The organism is uncultured Microbacterium sp. (assembly GCF_964244775.1).
Classification (GTDB): Bacteria; Actinomycetota; Actinomycetes; order Actinomycetales; family Microbacteriaceae; genus Microbacterium.
The window spans coordinates 902903-919710 of record NZ_CAXTJR010000001.1 but is presented as its reverse complement, the minus strand read 5'-3'; the positions used below and the strand labels follow the sequence as shown (position 1 = coordinate 919710).

Sequence of the window (16808 nt, the reverse complement as noted above, 5' to 3'; positions counted from 1 at the left end):
GTGCCTGTTCCTCATCCCACCGCGCCGGTCGCGTCCCTTCAGCCGAGGCGGCGCGAGGTGCAGATCGCCGGAGGGTCGACGGTCTACTGGGAATACGGCCCGGCGGATGCACAGGCGATCGTCGCCGTCCACGGGTTCCGCGGCGAGCACCACGGCCTCGAGCCGGTCGTCGCCCTGCTGCCCGAGTATCGGATCATCTCGCCCGATCTCCCCGGTTTCGGCGAGACGCTCCCGCTCCCAGGCCGCACGCACGACCTCGCCGCGTACACGGACTGGCTGCACGCGTTCGTCGGCGCGGTCGCGCCCGGTGCCGTCATCCTGGGTCATTCATTCGGGTCGATCGTGTCGTCCGCGGCCGTCGCGGGTGGGCTCGTCACCCCGGAGCTGATCCTGGTCAATCCGATCGGGGCCCCGGCGTTGGAGGGCCCGCGCGGCATCATGACGCGGCTGGCGATCTTCTACTACTGGGCGGGGGCCCGCCTGCCCGAGCGTCTCGGCACCGCCGTGCTGCGGAGCGCTCTGGTGGTCCGGATCATGAGCGTGACGATGGCCAAGACCTCCGACAAAGACCTGCGCCGGTTCGTGCACGACCAGCACGACACGTATTTCGCGCGATTCGCCGACCGCGACGTGCTGCACGACGCCTTCGTCACGAGCGTCTCGCACGACGTCAGCGAGTTCGCGACACGCATCGGCGTGCCGACGCTCCTGATCGCGGCGCAGAAGGACGACATCACCCCGATCGAGGCCGAACGGCGCCTTGCGACGCTGTTCGCGAACGCCGAACTCGTCGAGATCCCCGACGTCGGGCATCTCATCCACTACGAGACGCCGGAGCCGGCGGCCCGAGCGATCAGGCGGTTTCTCTCGCCTTCCGCTGGCGATACGCGATGACGTTCATGCGGTTCCCGCAGTTACCGGTGTCGCAGTAGCGCTTCGATCCGTTCTTCGAATAGTCGATGTAGACAGAATCGCAATCGTCCGCCGAGCAGATGCGCACGCGGTCGTACTCGTCGGAGCGGATGACGTCGACGAACGCCATCGCGGTCTCCACCAGTATTCGCGTGGAGAGTGCTGCGTCGTCGGCTGTCGCGTGGATGTGCCAATCCAGATCGTCGTGCCGGACGAGGCGGGGCAGGGCCCTGCCATCGTGAAGCAACGCGTTGACCAGGTCGACCGCGTTATCGCGATCGACTTCCCACAGCTCACGCAGGCGAGGACGGATGCTGCGCAGCGACGCGAGCTGCGACTCGTCGCGGACGACGATGCCGCTGTAGCGGTTCTCGTCGAGGTACTCGTCGAGGTCGGTGAGCGTCTGCAGCCGATCGGCGTCGCCGAATCCCGGAAGCGTGTTGACGAGCTGGGCGGCGGCCTGCAGCGACACGCGGGTGTCATGAATGAATACCACGTTGACTCCTGACATGTCGGCCGCTAGTGTCACCAGTGTAATTCAATTCACTCCTGACAGGCGGACCTCGCGATGGCAGCCCCCACCCTCCCGCTCCTGCACGTGGGGCACGCCCACCGCGTGAGCTCGTCCGGTCTGGTGCTGGCCGTGGCATCCGCACTCGCATTCTCATCGAGCGGCCCGCTCGTGAAACCGCTTCTGGAGGCCGGTTGGTCACTGGGCGCTGCGCTGCTCGTGCGGATGGGCGTAGCTGCGCTGGTGCTCTCGCCCTCGCTCGTCCTGGCGATGCGTCGGCAGCCGTCGTTCCTGCGCAGGCACGGGAGGATCATCCTCGCGTTCGGCCTGATGCCGGTGCTGGGGTGTCAGCTCTTCTTCTTCTCCGCCATGCAGCGGTTGCCGGTGGGCGTCGCGCTCCTCATCCAATACCTCGCCCCCGTCATGCTCGTGGTCTTCGTGTGGGCGCGCACCCGCCGGCGTCCGTCTGCGCTCGTACTGTGGGGCTCGGTCGTCGCCATGGTCGGCCTCGTGCTCGTCGTCGACATCTCGGGCACGTCGTTCGACCTGCTCGGCACGGTCTTCGCACTGTGCGCCGCGGTGTGCGGGTGCGCTTACTTCGTGATCGCGGAGCGCGCGAGCGATGACCTCCCTCCGCTCGCCCTGGCCGCAGGCGGTCTGCTCACGGGGGCTGTCATCATGGCCGTCCTCTGCGCATCGGGCATCATGCCGTTCGTGGCGCCGGCCGTCTCGGTCGTCCTTGCCGGCATCGAGGTGCCGTGGTTCGTCCCGCTGCTATGGGTCGCCGCGGTGGCGACCACGCTGGGCTACGCCCTCGGCGTGATGGCTGTCCCGCGGATCGGCTCGCGCGTCGCCTCGTTCGTGGGCCTGTCGGAGGTGCTGTTCGCCCTCGGCTTCGCGTGGCTGTTCCTGGCCGAAGTGCCGGCCCCCGTGCAGTTCGCCGGAGGCGCGCTCATCCTCGTCGGAGTCGTCCTCGTGCGCGCGGACGCGCGTTCGGCGCTCACCCCACGTACCGAAGCCGCTACGCTTCCCGTCGTGCCAGCTCCATGAGCGGCGCGACCCGGTAGCCGATCACCTCGCCCATCACCAGCGAGGTCTCGGTGCGCTCGACGCCTTCGATCGCGAGGATGCGCGCATCCGTGTCGAACAGATGCTGGGTGTCGCGACAGGCGACCTTCACCAGCAGGTCGACCTGACCGCTGAGCCCATGGGCCTGCACGACCTCGGGCACCCGCTGCAGTTCGGCGGTGATGCGGGGGAGCACGGCCTGGCGCACCATGACGCTGATGAACGCCTCGATGGGGAACCCGAGTGCCGTCGATGAGAGCGCGCGCTCGTAGGAGAGGAACACCCCGGAGCGTTCGAGCTTCGCCATCCGAGCCTGCACGGTGTTGCGCGAGAGCCCCAGACGATCGGCGAGAGCGACGACGGTGGCACGGGGGTCTCCCGCGAGGGCGGCCAGAAGCTCCAGGTCGACGTGGTCGAGGTTTGCCATAGTGCGAAACAATATCAGCTTGTCGGACCGGCTGATTGGCAACATGCTCAATCAATGCTCGGATGCTTGAGCTAGGTGTCATGCGGACGTAACGTCGAGGGTGTCCGGCGACGACGCCGACGCTCTAGCAGACCGGCCCCACGAGGGCCGGCCGCGACCTTGAGGGATGACGATGGCGCACACCCTGAACCCCACCGCAGACCCGGCCGTCGACGCCCTCGACGTCGCCCGCCTGCTCACCGAGGACGGCGAACGCGTCGCCGATCGCGACCTCGACCCCTGGGTCGCCGATATCGACGCCGCTGCGCTGCAGTCGCTGTACCGCGACATGGCACTGGTGCGCCGCGTCGACACGGAGGGCGTCGCCCTTCAGCGTCAGGGCCAGCTCGGGCTCTGGGCGCCCTGCCTGGGCCAGGAGGCCACCCAGGTCGGCACCGCGCGCGCGCTGCGAGCGGACGACTTCGTGTTCCCGAGCTACCGCGAGACCGGCGTGATCCACGTGCGAGGTGCCACGCCTGCGGAGCTGGTGCTGACGTGGCGCGGCGAGGAGCACTCGACCTACGACCCGGCCGCCATCAACACCGCCCCTCTGCAGATCATCATCGGCGCCCAGGCGCTGCACGCCGTCGGCTACGCCATGGGCATCCAGCGCGACGGCACCGATCAGGTGGCCGCCGCGTATTTCGGCGACGGCGCCACGAGCCAGGGCGACGTCAACGAGGCGATGGTGTTCGCCTCGTCGTTCCGCGCGCCGGTGGTGTTCGTGTGCACGAACAACCAGTGGGCGATCTCCGAGCCCGTGACCGTCCAGGCGAAGTACCCGATCGCAGGGCGGGCGCCGGGATTCGGCATCCCGAGCATGCGCATCGACGGAAACGACGTGCTCGCCTCGATGGCGGCGATGCGGTGGGCGCTGGATCACGCCCGTCGCGGCGAAGGACCGGCGTTCATCGAGGCGGTGACGTATCGCATGGGCCCGCACACGACCTCTGACGACCCCACGAGGTATCGCGACGACGAGGAAGTCGAACGGTGGCGGCTCCGCGACCCCCTTATGCGCGTCGAAAGGCTGCTCCGCTCGCTCGGGGCGTTCGACGACGAGTTCGCCCGGGATGTCGCCGCGGATGCCGACCGCCTGGGCTCGCAGGTGCGCGCTGCCTGCCTCGGCGCGGTGTCGCGCCCTCCGATCGGCGTGTTCGATCACGTCTATGCCGAACCTCACGTCGGCCTCGACGAGCAGCGTGCGCACTTCGCGGGCTACCTCGACGGATTCGCCGACACGGCGGGAGCGGGGCGATGACTCTCCTGACGATGGCCAAGGCGCTGAACGAGGGACTTCGGCGTGCGCTGGCGGATGACCCGAAGGTCCTCGTGATGGGGGAGGACATCGGCAGGCTGGGCGGAGTGTTCCGCATCACGGACGGACTGCAGTCCGAATTCGGGGGGATGCGGGTGATCGACACCCCGCTCGCCGAGTCGGCGATCATGGGTACTGCCGTGGGGCTCGCCTTCCGGGGGTATCGGCCGGTCGTCGAGATCCAGTTCGACGGCTTCGTTTACCCCGCTTTCGACCAGATCGTCTGCCAGGTCGCCAAGCTGCACTACCGCTCGCACGGCACCGTGACGATGCCGATCACGATCCGCATCCCCTGGGCGGGCGGTATCGGCGCCGCCGAGCACCACAGCGAGTCGCCCGAAGCGTACTTCGTGCACACGTCGGGCCTGCGCGTCGTGGCCGTCTCGAACCCCCACGACGCCTACATGATGCTCCGCCAGGCGATCGCCTCGGACGACCCCGTGGTGTTCTTCGAGCCCAAGCGGCTCTATCACGCCAAGGGCGACGTGGATCTTGACCTCGACATCGCCGACGCGCCCCCGATGGGGCTCGCGCGCGTCGCCCGGGAAGGCACCGATGTCACGCTGCTCACGTACGGCGCGCAAGTGACGACGGCGATGGATGCCGCGACCGCCGCCGAAGACGACGGCGTCTCGATCGAGGTCATCGACCTGCGCTCGCTGTCGCCCGTCGACTACCGCACGGTCACCTCGTCGGTGCGCAAGACCGGGCGCGTGGTGGTGACCCACGAGGCCGCCAGGGAGGCGGGTGTGGGGGCGGAGCTCGTCGCCGGCGTCACCGAGCGGTGTTTCGAATACCTCGAGGCGGCGCCTGTCCGCGTGACCGGTCACGACATCCCGTACCCGCCCGCCAAGCTCGAAAAGCACCACCTTCCCGACCTCGACCGGATCCTCGACGCCGTCGACAGGGTTTTGGACCGGCCGAACAGCATGAGCGGAGTGTCGCTGTGACGAACTCTGCGATCGTGGACTTCCGCCTGCCCGATCTGGGCGAGGGCCTGCAGGAGGCCGAACTCGTGCAATGGCTCGTGGCCGAGGGTGACACCGTCGCGCTCAACCAGGTGATCGCCGAGGTCGAGACAGCGAAGGCGCTCGTGGAGCTTCCCTCACCCCATGCCGGGATGATCCACGCTCTGCACGCCGCGGCGGGCGACGTGGTGCCGGTCGGATCAGTGGTCGTCTCGTTCGATTCGGGCGGAGAAGGGGCGGGGGAGGAGGGGGCGGAAGAAGAGGAGAAGGCGCAGCCGAACCTGGTCGGGTACGGTGCCGCTCCGCGCAGCGCCGTTCGCCCGCAGCGCCGCGCACGTGCCGCGCACAGCCCCCGCCCGACAGTCGACGCGGCCGTGCTCGCGGCGTCCCCGCACGACGCGATCAGCGCGGTCGTGGAGCGTGCGCGCGAACGCCCTCGGTCGACGCCACCCGTACGCAAGCTCGCGAAGGATCTCGGGATCGATCTGGCGCTGGTCGAGGCATCCGCTGCGGGCCCCGTGATCACCCGCATCGATGTCGAGGAGTTCGCCCGCCGGAGAGATGCGCCCGCACCCGTGCCGCCGGCAACGCGCGACTCTGCACAGCGCACCAGCCGCACGCCGATTCGCGGAGTGCGCCGGATGACCGCCGATGCGATGGTGCGCAGCGCCTTCACCGCGCCGCACGTGACGACCTTCCTCACTGTGGACGTCAGCGCCACGACCGAACTGGTCGCGTCGTTGAAGGGCGATCGGATGCTGGAAGGACACCGCATCGGCATCATGGCGGTCGCGGCCAAGGCCGTCTGCCTCGCTCTGCCGCGGCATCCCGCCCTCAACTCACGCTGGGACGGCGATGCCGGCGAGATCGTCGAGCACCACTACGTCAATCTCGGCATCGCGGCAGCGACCGGCCGGGGCCTGGTCGTGCCGAACATCCGCGACGCCGAACAGCTGAGTCTGATCGAGCTCGCCGACGCGATCGGCGAGCTTGCCTCCATCGCGCGCGCGGGCAAGACCCCGCCGGCCGCGATGACCGGCGGAACCTTCTCGCTGACGAACGTCGGCGTGTTCGGCATCGACGCGGGGACGCCGATCCTCAATCCGGGCGAGGCGGGCATCCTCGCCCTCGGCGCCGTCCGTCGGCAGCCGTGGGAGCATCACGGCGAGGTGGCCCTCCGAGACGTGATGACGCTCGCGCTGTCATTCGATCACCGGCTCGTCGACGGAGAGCAGGGTGCGCGATTCCTGGTCGCCGTGGCGGACGTGCTGCGCGAGCCCGGCAGGGCGATGCTGCTGCGCTGAGAAGGGGCAGCGCGCGCCGTGCGCTTCGGGGAGACCCGCATCCGCTAGACTGAAGACACTTGCGAACCCGATCCGGGTTTCCTGCGTCGTCAGAACGACCCCTTCATGCTGCGGCAGGCCCCGAGCCCCGCAGACATGCTGAAGCTTCTCACGGCGAACGGATGCGTCGCCCGACGCCTTCGCCACTCCTCGGTGCACCACCATTGCTGCACCGGCTCCTTCCCGCCCGATCGGCGGTCGGAGCAAGCTGCCCGAAAGGCACACCCATGTCTACCGACACTCCTTCCTTCGCCTCCCTCGGCGTTCCGGCACCGCTCGTGCGCGTGCTCGCCGAGCAGGGCAAGAACGAACCCTTCCCCATCCAGGTCGACACGCTCCCCGACACCCTCGCCGGGCGCGACGTGCTCGGCCGCGGAAAGACCGGCTCGGGCAAGACGCTCGCGTTCGCGCTTCCGATGGTCGCCCGCCTCGGCGGCAAGCTCGCCGGCGGCAGCCGGCGCGCCGGACGCCCGCTCGGCATGGTCCTGGCACCGACCCGCGAGCTCGCGACCCAGATCGACGCGGTGCTCGCTCCGCTGGCGGCCGCGTATGGGCTGAAGACCACCACGATCTACGGCGGCGTGAACCAGAAGCGTCAGGTCGACGCGCTCAAGGCCGGGGTCGACATCATCGTCGCCTGCCCTGGCCGGCTCGAAGACCTCATGCAGCAGCGGTTCGTCACGCTCGACGCCATCGAGATCACCGTGCTCGACGAGGCCGACCACATGGCCGACCTCGGCTTCCTGCCGGTGGTCACCCGCATCCTCGACAAGACGCCCCAGGGCGGTCAGCGCCTGCTGTTCTCGGCGACGCTCGACAACGGCGTCGACAAGCTCGTGCGCCGCTTCCTGCAGAACGAGGTGCTCCACTCCGTCGACGAGGCCAACTCGCCCGTCGCTGCGATGACCCATCACGTCTTCGAGACCGCGGATGCCGACACCAAGCGCGATCTCGTCCACGCCCTCGCACGCGGCAAGGGCCGCCGCATCCTCTTCATGCGCACCAAGCACCACGCGAAGAAGCTCGCCAAGCAGCTCACCGACCAGGGCATCCCCGCCGTCGACCTGCACGGCAACCTCTCGCAGCCGCAGCGCGACCGCAATCTGGCCGCGTTCGGCGACGGTTCTGTCCGCGTCCTGGTGGCCACGGATGTCGCAGCCCGCGGCGTGCACGTCGATGACGTGGAGCTCGTGGTGCACGTCGACCCGCCCACCGAGCACAAGGCGTACCTGCACCGTTCCGGTCGCACCGCGCGTGCGGGCAGCGCGGGCGATGTCGTGACCGTGATGCTTCCCGCGCAGCGCAAGGACACCGAGGCGCTGCTGCGCAAGGCGGCCATCGCCGTGACCGCGATCGCGGTGCGCCACGACTCGCCCCAGGTCTCCGAGCTCGTCGGACCGGCGGCGGAGTACGTCAAGCCGCAGCCCCGCCAGGAGCAGCAGGGTTCGGGCGGTGGGCGCTCCGGCGGCGGCCGCTCCGGTGCCGGTCGCTCGGGTGGCGGCCAGTCGGCGGCCGGCCGTTCGCAGGGCGCAGGCGGGCAGCGCAAGCGCGCTCCGCGCGAAGGCTCGGGCACCGCAGGCGCATCCTCGCAGCGCTCGGGCGGCTCGGGGCAGCCACGCCCGGCGCAGGGCTCCGGTCAGGCTCGGCCCGCCCAGGGTCATGGCCGCTCGGGCGGAATGCGCGTCGGCGACACCGTCGGCCGCAACCCGCAGCGCACGAACCGTCGCGCCCAGGGCTGAGTCGGCAGTGAAGAAGGACCCGGGTCATGACCCGGGTCCTTCTTCGTCGTGTGCGCGCAACGGGCTCAGTACGCGCTGTACAGCGCCGACGCGATCGAGCCGATGTCGGTGTTCGCCGTGAGGGCGACTTTCCCGATGTCGACCGGGCGGGGAATCGGCACGTCGTTCACGTAGATCGCGAACGCGAGCTCGCGACCGCTCTTCGCGTCGAGATACCCGGCGAGCGCCTTGGTCGTGAGCACGAAGTCGCCGTCGGCATCTTTGCCCACGAGCGTTCCCGTCTTCGCGTGGGCCTTGCCTTTCGCCGGGTCGCCGTCCTCGAGCACCTTCGCGAGGGACCCGTCCACTCCGAGGATCGGGGTCGAGTCGTAGAACGTGTCGAAGGTCGGTGTCGTCGTGAGGTATCTGAGGTAGTCCGTGAAGGCGGCGGGCTGGATGTGATTGGGCGGCAGCCCTTGGCCGTCCGTGATCGTGACTTCGTCGGTCGTCAGGCCGCCCTTCCTGAGCACCGACATCTCGGTCGCGATCCCGTCCTCGAGTGTGCGCTTGCCCTCCTGCGACGCGAGCAGGAGTGGGAGCTGGTTTGCGCCGAGGTTGTGACTGACCTTGTTGATGAGACGCGCGGTCTCGGAGAAGGGCGGTGAGGTGTAGCGCGCGATCGGTGTGGTCGCATCCAGTTCCGCGGATGGGGGCAACGCCGCGGGATTGGCCGAAAGCGGGTCGGTCGACACCTCGACACCGGCACGCCCGAGCGCCTCGATGAAGAGCGTCCGTGCCCACGTCGCCGGGTCGGCGACCTGGTACGTGTACACGACCGGAGAGGCGCCGGCAGGCACACTGCCGGAGATCGTGAGAGCGCCGCCGACCCCGGGGACGATGTCGAGGTCGATTGGGCTCCCCACCTCACCTGTGGTCACGTCGAAGGTCGGCCTGTACGCGGCCGTCTGCGGCCGCCACGTGCTCGTGACCGGGTGGCCGGCTGCGGCACCAGGGGTCATGACGAAGTCGACGAGATTGTCGTTCACCACGATCGGCGTGATCGGGACACCGTCCGCCGCGAAGGGGTCCCATAGGCGGTCGTCGACCATGACATCGCCGGCGATCCGTGTCACCCCGGCGGCTTCGACCTGCGCGGCGAGGGCGTCGAGACCGGACAGGGGGTCGATCGGCGAGAGGGTCGCTTGGCCCGGCAGCGCGTTGGCGTCGTAGTGGTCGAAGATCTGCACATCGATCGTGCCGTCGGGCTTCACACCGTTTCCGAGTGTGAGGTCGCCCATGCCGCGCAGCACGAGATCACCGGCGAGGGTGCCGTCGGCGATCGGCCCCGTAGCGATGACCGGTGTGTCGATCGTGTGGTCCGCTCCGAGCTTCTCGAGGGCCGCGTTCACCGACAGGATCTTCGCGGTCGAGGCCATCTGGAACTTCTGATCGGTGTTCAGGGCGAGAAGCACCTCGCCGCTCTCGACGTCGACGAGACTCAGGCCCCAGCGCGCGCCCGCGTAGGCCGGGTCGTCCATGATCGCCTGCACCGCGGGCGGCATCACCGAGACGTCGCCGGCGGTCGGAACGGGAATGGGCGGCTCCGCCGTGCAGCCTGCGACGACGGTGGCGATCGCGGCGAGTCCGACCAGGCCGGCGAGGCGCGCGGTGCGAAGTGAGAGCGTCATGCTCTCACTGTGGCGCATCCCCCGGGACCGCGGGAGCCGACCCAGGCCGTGTCTCTCGGCGAGCGTCAGACGGTGAGGGCGGCTGTCGCCATCGATTCGAGGATGCTGCGGACCGTGCTGTCTGCGGGGACCCCGCGCTGCCCCCGCACGCTGTGCGGGGTGGAGTTGATGAGCCCGAAGCACGCGTGCGCCCGCACGCGCAGATCGCTCTCGGATCTGCCGGGGTGCAGGTGCGCGAGCACCGACATCCAGATCCCGACGTACTCGCGCTGCAGGCGGCGCACGCGATGACGGTCGTCGTCGCTCAGGCTCTCCAGCTCTCTGTCCTGCACGCGGATGACATCCGCGTCGGTGAGGGCGAAGTCGACGTGGAACCGCACGAGTGCCTCGAGCTGAGCATCCGGATCATCCAGCGCCGTGATCACCCCGCGACCGCCGTCCAGCAGCCTCTCACTGACCCGGACGAGGATCGCGCCGAGGAGGGCCTGCTTGTTCGCGAAATGGCGGTAGACGGCCGGCCCGCTGACTCCGACGGCGGCACCGAGCTCCTCGAGGCTGACCCCGGCGAAGCCGCGCTCTGCGAACAGGCGGGCCGCCTCGCGCAGCAGCGACGACTGCCGGTCGGCCTTCGCGCGATCGCGTTCGGTCAGCCCGCTTGCCATTTCAGTTAACCCTCGCTAACCTAGATTCACAGTTAGTGAACACTAACCAATGTGATCGCGCCCCGACAACCGGCGTGATCCGATCGTGACGTCGAGGGAGATGACATGAGCGTGCTGCCGACCGGTGGCGAGGCGCAAGCCGCGCTCGCACGCGACCTCCGTGAACGGCTGGCCACGGCATCCCTCGGCGGACCTGCGTCGTCGCGGGAGCGGCACGTCGCGCGCGGGAAGCTGCTCCCGCGCGAGCGGGTGGACCGCCTGCTCGACGAGGGGAGTCCGTTCATCGAGATCGCCCCGCTCGCCGCGGCCGGGCTCTACGACGACGAGGCGCCCGCCGCCGGGGTGATCGCCGGAATCGGCCTGGTGCACGGCCGGCACGTCATGGTCGTCTGCAACGATGCGACGGTCAAGGGCGGCACGTACTTCCCGTTGACGGTGAAGAAGCACCTGCGCGCGCAGGAGATCGCCGTGGAGAACCGGCTCCCGTGCATCTACCTCGTGGACTCGGGCGGCGCGTTCCTCCCCGCGCAGGACGAGGTCTTTCCCGATCGCGACCACTTCGGCCGGATCTTCTACAACCAGGCGCGCATGTCGGCCGAGCGCATTCCGCAGATCGCCGCCGTGCTGGGCTCATGCACCGCGGGCGGCGCGTACGTGCCCGCGATGAGCGACGAGACGGTGATCGTCCGCGGGCAGGGCACGATCTTCCTCGGCGGTCCGCCCCTCGTGAAAGCCGCCATCGGCGAGATCGTCACGCCGGAAGAACTCGGGGGCGCAGAGCTGCACGCGCGGCGATCGGGCGTCGTCGACCACCTCGCCGAAGACGACGAGCACGCGCTCGAGATCGTGCGCGACATCGTCGCGACGCTTCCGCCTCCCGCGGCGCCGGCGTGGGAGATCACGGCGGCCCGCGAACCCGCCGTGGATCCGGCCGGCCTCTACGGCGTGGTGCCGGTGGATGTGAATCAGCCCTACGACGTCCGCGAGGTGATCGCGCGGCTGGTCGACGGCAGCGACCTGCACGAGTTCAAGCGCGAATACGGCGACGCGCTGGTGACCGGCTTCGCGCACATCCACGGTCACCCGGTCGGCATCGTCGCCAACAACGGGGTGCTCTTCTCCGAGTCGGCGCAGAAGGGCGCGCACTTCATCGAGCTGTGCGACCAGCGCGGCATTCCGCTGCTGTTCCTGCAGAACATCTCCGGCTTCATGGTGGGGCGGGATGCCGAGGCCGGCGGCATCGCGAAAGACGGCGCCAAGATGGTCACGGCGGTCGCCACCACGCGGGTGCCCAAGCTCACCGTGGTGGTCGGCGGCTCGTTCGGCGCCGGGAACTATTCGATGTGCGGACGCGCGTACTCGCCCCGGTTCCTGTGGACCTGGCCGGCGAGCCGCATCTCCGTGATGGGCGGGCCGCAGGCGGCGTCGGTGCTCGCCACGGTCAAGCGCGACCAGCTCGAGGCGCGCGGCGAAGAGTGGTCCGAAGATGATCAGGCTGCGTTCGAGGCGCCGATCCGTGCGCGCTACGACGAGCAGGGAAACCCCTACTACGCCACCGCCCGGCTCTGGGACGACGGCGTGATCGATCCGATGGACACCCGCGACCTGCTCGGTCTCGCGCTCGACGTGATCGCGCGCGCACCCCTTCCCGATACGCGCTTCGGCGTGTTCCGGATGTGAGCGGCATGTTCGACACCGTGCTGGTCGCAAATCGCGGCGAGATCGCGCGCCGGGTGATCCGCACCCTCCGGCGGCTCGGCATCCGCTCCGTCGCCGTGTACAGCGACGCCGACGCGGAGGCGCCGCACGTCCGTGAGGCGGACGCCGCGGTGCGGATCGGGCCGGCCGCGGCATCCCATTCGTATCTCGATATCAACGCGGTGATCGCTGCCGCCCACCAGACGGGTGCGCAGGCGATCCACCCGGGGTACGGGTTCCTGTCGGAGAACGCGGCGTTCGCCGAGGCCTGCGCCGCGGCTGACATCGTCTTCATCGGGCCCGGCCGGCGCGCGCTCGAGGTCATGGCCGACAAGATCCGCGCCAAGGAGCACGTCGCACGCCACGGCGTGCCGGTGGTGCCGGGATTCAGCGCCCGCGGCATGGGAGATGACGAGATCGTCCGGGAGGCGGAGCGCGTCGGATTGCCGCTCCTGATCAAGCCGTCCGCGGGCGGCGGGGGCAAGGGCATGCAGATCGTCCGCGAACCCGCCGAGCTCCGCGATGCTCTCGCGACCGCCAGACGGGTGGCCTCGGCCGCCTTCGGAGACGACACGCTGCTGCTGGAGCGCCTCATCGATCGGCCACGGCACATCGAGGTGCAGGTGTTCGCCGACGCGCACGGCAGCGTGATCCATCTGGGCGAACGCGAATGCACGCTGCAGCGCCGCCACCAGAAGGTCATCGAAGAAGCGCCGTCGCCCGTCGTCGACGCCAGCACTCGAGCCCGGCTGGGTGCGGCCGCGTGCGCCGCTGCGGCGAGCGTCGACTACCTCGGAGCGGGCACCGTCGAATTCCTGGTCGCGACGGGCCGCCCGGACGAGTTCTTCTTCATCGAGATGAACACCCGCCTGCAGGTCGAGCATCCGGTCACCGAGCTCGTCACCGGGCTCGATCTGGTCGAACTGCAGCTGCGGGTGGCCGCGGGCGAACGGCTGCCGATCGCACAGCGCGACGTGCGCCTGGACGGTCATGCGATCGAGGCGCGCGTGTACGCCGAGGCGCCCGCGCGCGGCTTCCTGCCCGCAACGGGTGAGGTGCTGCTGTGGCGGGCGGCCTCGAGCCCGATGACAAGCGCGACCGCTGAGCCTGTCGACGTGCGTACGGATGCCGCGGTCGAGACCGGCAGCACCGTCTCGGCCGACTACGACCCGATGATCGCCAAGGTGATCGGGTGGGGCGAGGATCGAGCATCCGCCCTCGAGCGGCTCGACGGCGCCCTCGCCCGTACCGTCCTGCTCGGAGTCGACTCGAACATCGGATTCCTGCGCACGCTGCTCGCCGATCCCGCGGTACAGGCCGGCGACCTCGACACCGGCCTGATCGATCGGCTGCCGCCGTTCGAGGATCCCGTGCCGAGCCCGGGAGCCCTGGCGGCCGCGGCGACATATCTCGCCGCGTCGCACCCGCCCACCGTCAACGCGGTCGGCCCGTTGTGGGCGGCCCGCAGGGGGTGGCGGATCGGATCGCCCGCCGTCAGTGTCGTGCAGCGCTTCGAGACCTCCGCCGGGGGCATCGTCGCGGCCGACCCCGGCGACGCGGACGACGCGCTGGTGGCCGGGCCGGATGCGGACGGGCGAGTGTGGGTGCATGTCGCGGGCCACACCGCGGCGCTCCGCCCCTTGTCGCGCCGCGCAGCGGCAGAGCTGCGCCTCGCGCGCCGGGAGCTTGCCGCGGGCACGGCCGACCCGCAGCTCAAGGCCCCGATGCCGGGAGCCGTCGTCGCGGTGCACGTCGCCGACGGCGCGACGGTCGCCGCGGGCGACCGCATCCTCACGATCGAGGCGATGAAGATGGAGCACCCGATGACCGCCCCGCTCGACGGAATCGTCCGCCTCGACGCCGCCGTCGGCGACCAGGTGCGGCGCGATCAGGTGCTCGCCCGTGTCACCGAGTCTGCTGAATAGGAGAGCAATGGACCACCCGAACCTGACCGACGACGAGCGCGAGCTCGCGACGATGGTGCGCGAGTTCGCCGAGGAGGTCGTCGCCCCGCGCGCGTACGAGGCGGATCGCACCCACACTCTCCCGCTCGAGGTCGTGGCGCAGATGGGCGAGCTCGGCCTGTTCGGTCTGCCGTTCCCCGAAGAGTACGGCGGGCAAGGAGGCGACTACTTCGCGCTCTGCCTCGCGATCGAGGCTCTGGGCCGCGTCGACCAGTCCATCGCGATCACGCTCGAGGCAGGCGTGAGTCTCGGCGCGATGCCGGTGTTCCGCTTCGGCACCGAGGAGCAGAAGCGCGAGCTGCTGCCGGAGCTTCTCGCCGGGCGTGCGCTGGCCGGGTTCGGACTCACCGAGCCGGAAGCAGGATCGGATGCCGGAGCCACCCGCACCACTGCGCGCCTGGACGCGGGAACCGGCGAGTGGGTGGTGAACGGCGCGAAGCAGTTCATCACGAACTCGGGCACCGCCATCACGCGCTTCGTGACGGTGACGGCCGTCACCGGCGAGACCTCGGGCCGGAAAGAGATCTCCACGATCATCGTGCCCAACGCCACGCCCGGTTTCACCGTTGAGCCGGCGTACGACAAGGTGGGCTGGCATGCGTCCGACACGCATCCGCTGACATTCGTCGACGCGCGCGTGCCCGAAGCGAATCTGCTGGGGGAGCGCGGCCGCGGGTTCGCCAACTTCCTGCACATCCTCGACGAGGGTCGCATCGCGATCGCCGCGCTGTCGACGGGCGCCGCCGAGGGGTGCCTGGAGGCCGCGATCGACTACGCCAAGAAGCGGACGGTCTTCGGCGAGGCGCTCTCCACCCGCCAGAACGTGCAGTTCACGATCGCCCGCATGCACCTGCGCGTGCACAACGCGCGGCTGGCGTGGCATCACGCAGCGAGGCTCCGAGACGCGGGGAAGCCCTTCAAGACCGCGGCGGCGGTCGCCAAGCTGACCGCGAGCGATGCCGCCATGGACAACGCGCGCGACGCGACGCAGATCTTCGGCGGGAACGGCTTCATGAACGAGTACCCGGTGGCCAGGCACTACCGCGATTCGAAGATCCTCGAGATCGGCGAGGGCACGACCGAGGTGCAGCTGCTGGTGATCTCACGGGCACTCGGTCTCGAGTGAGCCGGGGCCGAACGGTAGCGTGAGCAGCGTGACCGAACACGACGTGCCGGCGCCTGTGCGCGAGATCGTGCAGCGCGGGCTGTACTTCGACGAGTTCGAAGTGGGCGTGCGGTACGCCCACCGCCCCGGACGCACCGCGACCGAGGCTGACAACGTGCTGTTCTCGTCGCTCACGATGAATGCGCAGGCTCTGCACCTGGATGCCGCGTATTCGGCCACGCAGCCGTTCGGTCAGCGCCTGATCAACTCGATGTGGACCCTCTCGACGATGGTCGGGCTGTCGGTGGGTCAGCTCACCCAGGGGACGCTCGTGGCCCAGCTCGGCCTGACCGACATCGCGTTCCCCGCACCGCTGTTCGCCGGCGACACCCTCACCGTGCAGACCGAGATCATCGCCAAGCGCGCCTCTGCCTCGCGCCCGGGGCAGGGCGTGGTGACGATGGCGCACACGGGCCGCAACCAGCACGGCGTGATCGTCGCCGCCGCGACGAGGGTCGCTCTGGTGTGGTGCGCGGATGCGGCGCCCGCGACGGGGGAGCTGTCGTGAGCGGCTTCCAGATGGGTCCCGCGCTGCTGTTCTGCCCCGCTGACCGCCCCGAGAGGTTCGCGAAGGCGCTGGAGCGCGCCGACGCCGTGATCCTCGACCTGGAGGACGCGGTGGGGCCGGCGGCCAAGTCGGCGGCGCGCGGCGCCGTGATCGAGTCGGAGCTCGACCCCGACCGGGTGATCGTGCGGGTCAACCCGCCCGGCACCGACGGCTTCGTCTCGGATCTGGCCTCGCTGTCGCAGACCGACTACCGCACCGTGATGATCGCGAAGGCCGAGAGCCCGAAGGCGCTGAAGGCCCTCGACCGGCGGTTCTCGCTCATCGCCCTCTGCGAGACGGCCAAGGGAGTGGCGGCCGCCGAGAAGCTCGCCGCGCACGACCAGGTCGTCGCGCTGATGTGGGGAGCGGAAGACCTCGTGGCGAGCCTCGGCGGCACCTCCAGCCGCAAGTCCAAGGGCGGCTACCGCGACATCGCCCGCTACGCCCGGTCGCGCGTGCTGCTGGCCGCAGGCGCCCACGGCAAGGCTGCGATCGACGCCGTGCACCTCGACATCTCGGACACGAAGCGGCTCGCCATCGAGGCGGCCGATGCGGCAGCATCCGGATTCGCCGCCACCGCGTGCATCCACCCGAGTCAGGTCGAGATCATCCGAGGCGCGTACCGCCCGGATGCCGCGACGATCGGCTGGGCGCGTGCGGTGCTGTCGGCCGCGCGCACGCACAGCGGTGTGTTCACCTACGCCGGCCGCATGGTCGACGAGCCGGTCCTGCGACACGCGCGCAGCGTGCTGAGCCGCGCTCAGTCGCCTTCGGCCTGAC

At 69.9% G+C, this 16808-nt stretch carries 15 protein-coding genes; 11 read left to right on the top strand and 4 right to left on the bottom strand.

What is annotated here, in order from left to right:
- Positions 1-894 (top strand): alpha/beta fold hydrolase, encoded by an 894-nt coding sequence (locus ACFE6Z_RS04430; RefSeq protein WP_375384453.1) that lies wholly within the window; start codon positions 1-3, stop codon positions 892-894.
- Here the strand turns inward: ACFE6Z_RS04430 and ACFE6Z_RS04425 are convergent.
- Positions 854-1408, bottom strand: a complete 555-nt coding sequence (locus ACFE6Z_RS04425) for a CGNR zinc finger domain-containing protein (RefSeq protein ID WP_375384452.1) — start codon at positions 1406-1408, stop codon at positions 854-856. The two genes, ACFE6Z_RS04430 and ACFE6Z_RS04425, sit on opposite strands and share 41 nt — an antisense overlap.
- Before the next feature lie 72 nt (positions 1409-1480).
- Here ACFE6Z_RS04425 and ACFE6Z_RS04420 point away from each other — a divergent pair, with 72 nt between their 5' ends.
- Entirely contained in the window at positions 1481-2473 is a 993-nt protein-coding gene (locus ACFE6Z_RS04420) for a DMT family transporter (protein ID WP_375384451.1), read from the top strand.
- On the opposite strand, the gene ACFE6Z_RS04415 is transcribed toward ACFE6Z_RS04420, so the two are convergent.
- Positions 2445-2918 carry an Lrp/AsnC family transcriptional regulator gene (locus ACFE6Z_RS04415; protein ID WP_375384450.1) on the bottom strand — a complete coding sequence of 158 codons (474 nt, stop codon included), beginning with the start codon at positions 2916-2918 and terminating at the stop codon, positions 2445-2447. The two genes, ACFE6Z_RS04420 and ACFE6Z_RS04415, sit on opposite strands and share 29 nt — an antisense overlap.
- Positions 2919-3084: 166 nt before the next feature.
- Here ACFE6Z_RS04415 and pdhA point away from each other — a divergent pair, with 166 nt between their 5' ends.
- The 4 genes from pdhA (at position 3085) to ACFE6Z_RS04395 (ending at position 8325) form a co-directional block, all read left to right on the top strand.
- On the top strand, positions 3085-4218 hold the full coding sequence (gene pdhA / locus ACFE6Z_RS04410; RefSeq protein WP_375384449.1) for a pyruvate dehydrogenase (acetyl-transferring) E1 component subunit alpha: 1134 nt from the start codon (positions 3085-3087) through the stop codon (positions 4216-4218).
- Positions 4215-5225, top strand: a complete 1011-nt coding sequence (locus ACFE6Z_RS04405; RefSeq protein WP_375384448.1) for an alpha-ketoacid dehydrogenase subunit beta — start codon at positions 4215-4217, stop codon at positions 5223-5225. Before pdhA ends, ACFE6Z_RS04405 begins: the two co-directional genes overlap by 4 nt.
- Positions 5222-6547, top strand: coding sequence for a dihydrolipoamide acetyltransferase family protein (locus ACFE6Z_RS04400; RefSeq protein ID WP_375384447.1), 1326 nt, complete (start codon positions 5222-5224; stop codon positions 6545-6547). Before ACFE6Z_RS04405 ends, ACFE6Z_RS04400 begins: the two co-directional genes overlap by 4 nt.
- Before the next feature lie 266 nt (positions 6548-6813).
- Positions 6814-8325: a DEAD/DEAH box helicase gene (locus ACFE6Z_RS04395; RefSeq protein WP_375384446.1), complete on the top strand. Its 1512-nt coding sequence runs from the start codon at positions 6814-6816 to the stop codon at positions 8323-8325.
- Positions 8326-8390: 65 nt separating this feature from the next.
- Here ACFE6Z_RS04395 and dacB read toward each other — a convergent pair whose 3' ends face one another.
- Both dacB and ACFE6Z_RS04385 read right to left on the bottom strand, forming a co-directional pair.
- Positions 8391-9992 (bottom strand): D-alanyl-D-alanine carboxypeptidase/D-alanyl-D-alanine-endopeptidase, encoded by a 1602-nt coding sequence (gene dacB, locus ACFE6Z_RS04390; RefSeq protein ID WP_375384445.1) that lies wholly within the window; start codon positions 9990-9992, stop codon positions 8391-8393.
- A 65-nt stretch (positions 9993-10057) separates the two neighbouring features.
- Positions 10058-10654 (bottom strand): TetR/AcrR family transcriptional regulator, encoded by a 597-nt coding sequence (locus tag ACFE6Z_RS04385; RefSeq protein WP_375384444.1) that lies wholly within the window; start codon positions 10652-10654, stop codon positions 10058-10060.
- Between the two features lie 105 nt (positions 10655-10759).
- Between ACFE6Z_RS04385 and ACFE6Z_RS04380 the strand changes: the two genes are divergently transcribed.
- Genes ACFE6Z_RS04380 through ACFE6Z_RS04360 form a run of 5 tightly spaced genes read left to right on the top strand, consistent with a single transcriptional unit; the run spans position 10760 to position 16807 of the window.
- Positions 10760-12334 (top strand): carboxyl transferase domain-containing protein, encoded by a 1575-nt coding sequence (locus ACFE6Z_RS04380; protein ID WP_375384443.1) that lies wholly within the window; start codon positions 10760-10762, stop codon positions 12332-12334.
- Positions 12335-12339: 5 nt separating this feature from the next.
- A complete protein-coding gene (locus ACFE6Z_RS04375; RefSeq protein WP_375384442.1) occupies positions 12340-14277 on the top strand; it encodes an acetyl/propionyl/methylcrotonyl-CoA carboxylase subunit alpha in 1938 nt (645 codons plus the stop codon).
- A gap of 7 nt (positions 14278-14284) precedes the next feature.
- Complete coding sequence (locus tag ACFE6Z_RS04370; protein ID WP_375384441.1) at positions 14285-15442, top strand: acyl-CoA dehydrogenase family protein; 1158 nt, start codon at positions 14285-14287, stop codon at positions 15440-15442.
- 28 nt (positions 15443-15470) lie between these two features.
- The gene (locus tag ACFE6Z_RS04365) at positions 15471-15989 is read left to right on the top strand and encodes a MaoC family dehydratase (protein WP_375384440.1); all 519 of its coding nucleotides are present in this window, start codon (positions 15471-15473) and stop codon (positions 15987-15989) included.
- A gap of 11 nt (positions 15990-16000) precedes the next feature.
- Positions 16001-16807, top strand: a complete 807-nt coding sequence (locus ACFE6Z_RS04360) for an HpcH/HpaI aldolase/citrate lyase family protein (RefSeq protein ID WP_375384655.1) — start codon at positions 16001-16003, stop codon at positions 16805-16807.
- The last annotated feature ends 1 nt before the right edge of the window (position 16808 follow it).

Excerpts from the sequence above, each read along its gene's own strand:
- ACFE6Z_RS04420 (WP_375384451.1), top strand. The coding sequence starts at position 1,481 with ATGGCAGCCCCCACCCTCCCGCTCCTGCACGTGGGGCACGCCCACCGC.
- ACFE6Z_RS04405 (WP_375384448.1), top strand. The coding sequence starts at position 4,215 with ATGACTCTCCTGACGATGGCCAAGGCGCTGAACGAGGGACTTCGGCGT.
- ACFE6Z_RS04370 (WP_375384441.1), top strand. The coding sequence starts at position 14,285 with ATGGACCACCCGAACCTGACCGACGACGAGCGCGAGCTCGCGACGATG.
- ACFE6Z_RS04375 (WP_375384442.1), top strand. The coding sequence starts at position 12,340 with ATGTTCGACACCGTGCTGGTCGCAAATCGCGGCGAGATCGCGCGCCGG.
- ACFE6Z_RS04380 (WP_375384443.1), top strand. The coding sequence starts at position 10,760 with ATGAGCGTGCTGCCGACCGGTGGCGAGGCGCAAGCCGCGCTCGCACGC.
- ACFE6Z_RS04360 (WP_375384655.1), top strand. The coding sequence starts at position 16,001 with ATGGGTCCCGCGCTGCTGTTCTGCCCCGCTGACCGCCCCGAGAGGTTC.
- pdhA (WP_375384449.1), top strand. The coding sequence starts at position 3,085 with ATGACGATGGCGCACACCCTGAACCCCACCGCAGACCCGGCCGTCGAC.
- dacB (WP_375384445.1), bottom strand. The coding sequence starts at position 9,992 with ATGACGCTCTCACTTCGCACCGCGCGCCTCGCCGGCCTGGTCGGACTC.
- ACFE6Z_RS04415 (WP_375384450.1), bottom strand. The coding sequence starts at position 2,918 with ATGGCAAACCTCGACCACGTCGACCTGGAGCTTCTGGCCGCCCTCGCG.
- ACFE6Z_RS04395 (WP_375384446.1), top strand. The coding sequence starts at position 6,814 with ATGTCTACCGACACTCCTTCCTTCGCCTCCCTCGGCGTTCCGGCACCG.
- ACFE6Z_RS04385 (WP_375384444.1), bottom strand. The coding sequence starts at position 10,654 with ATGGCAAGCGGGCTGACCGAACGCGATCGCGCGAAGGCCGACCGGCAG.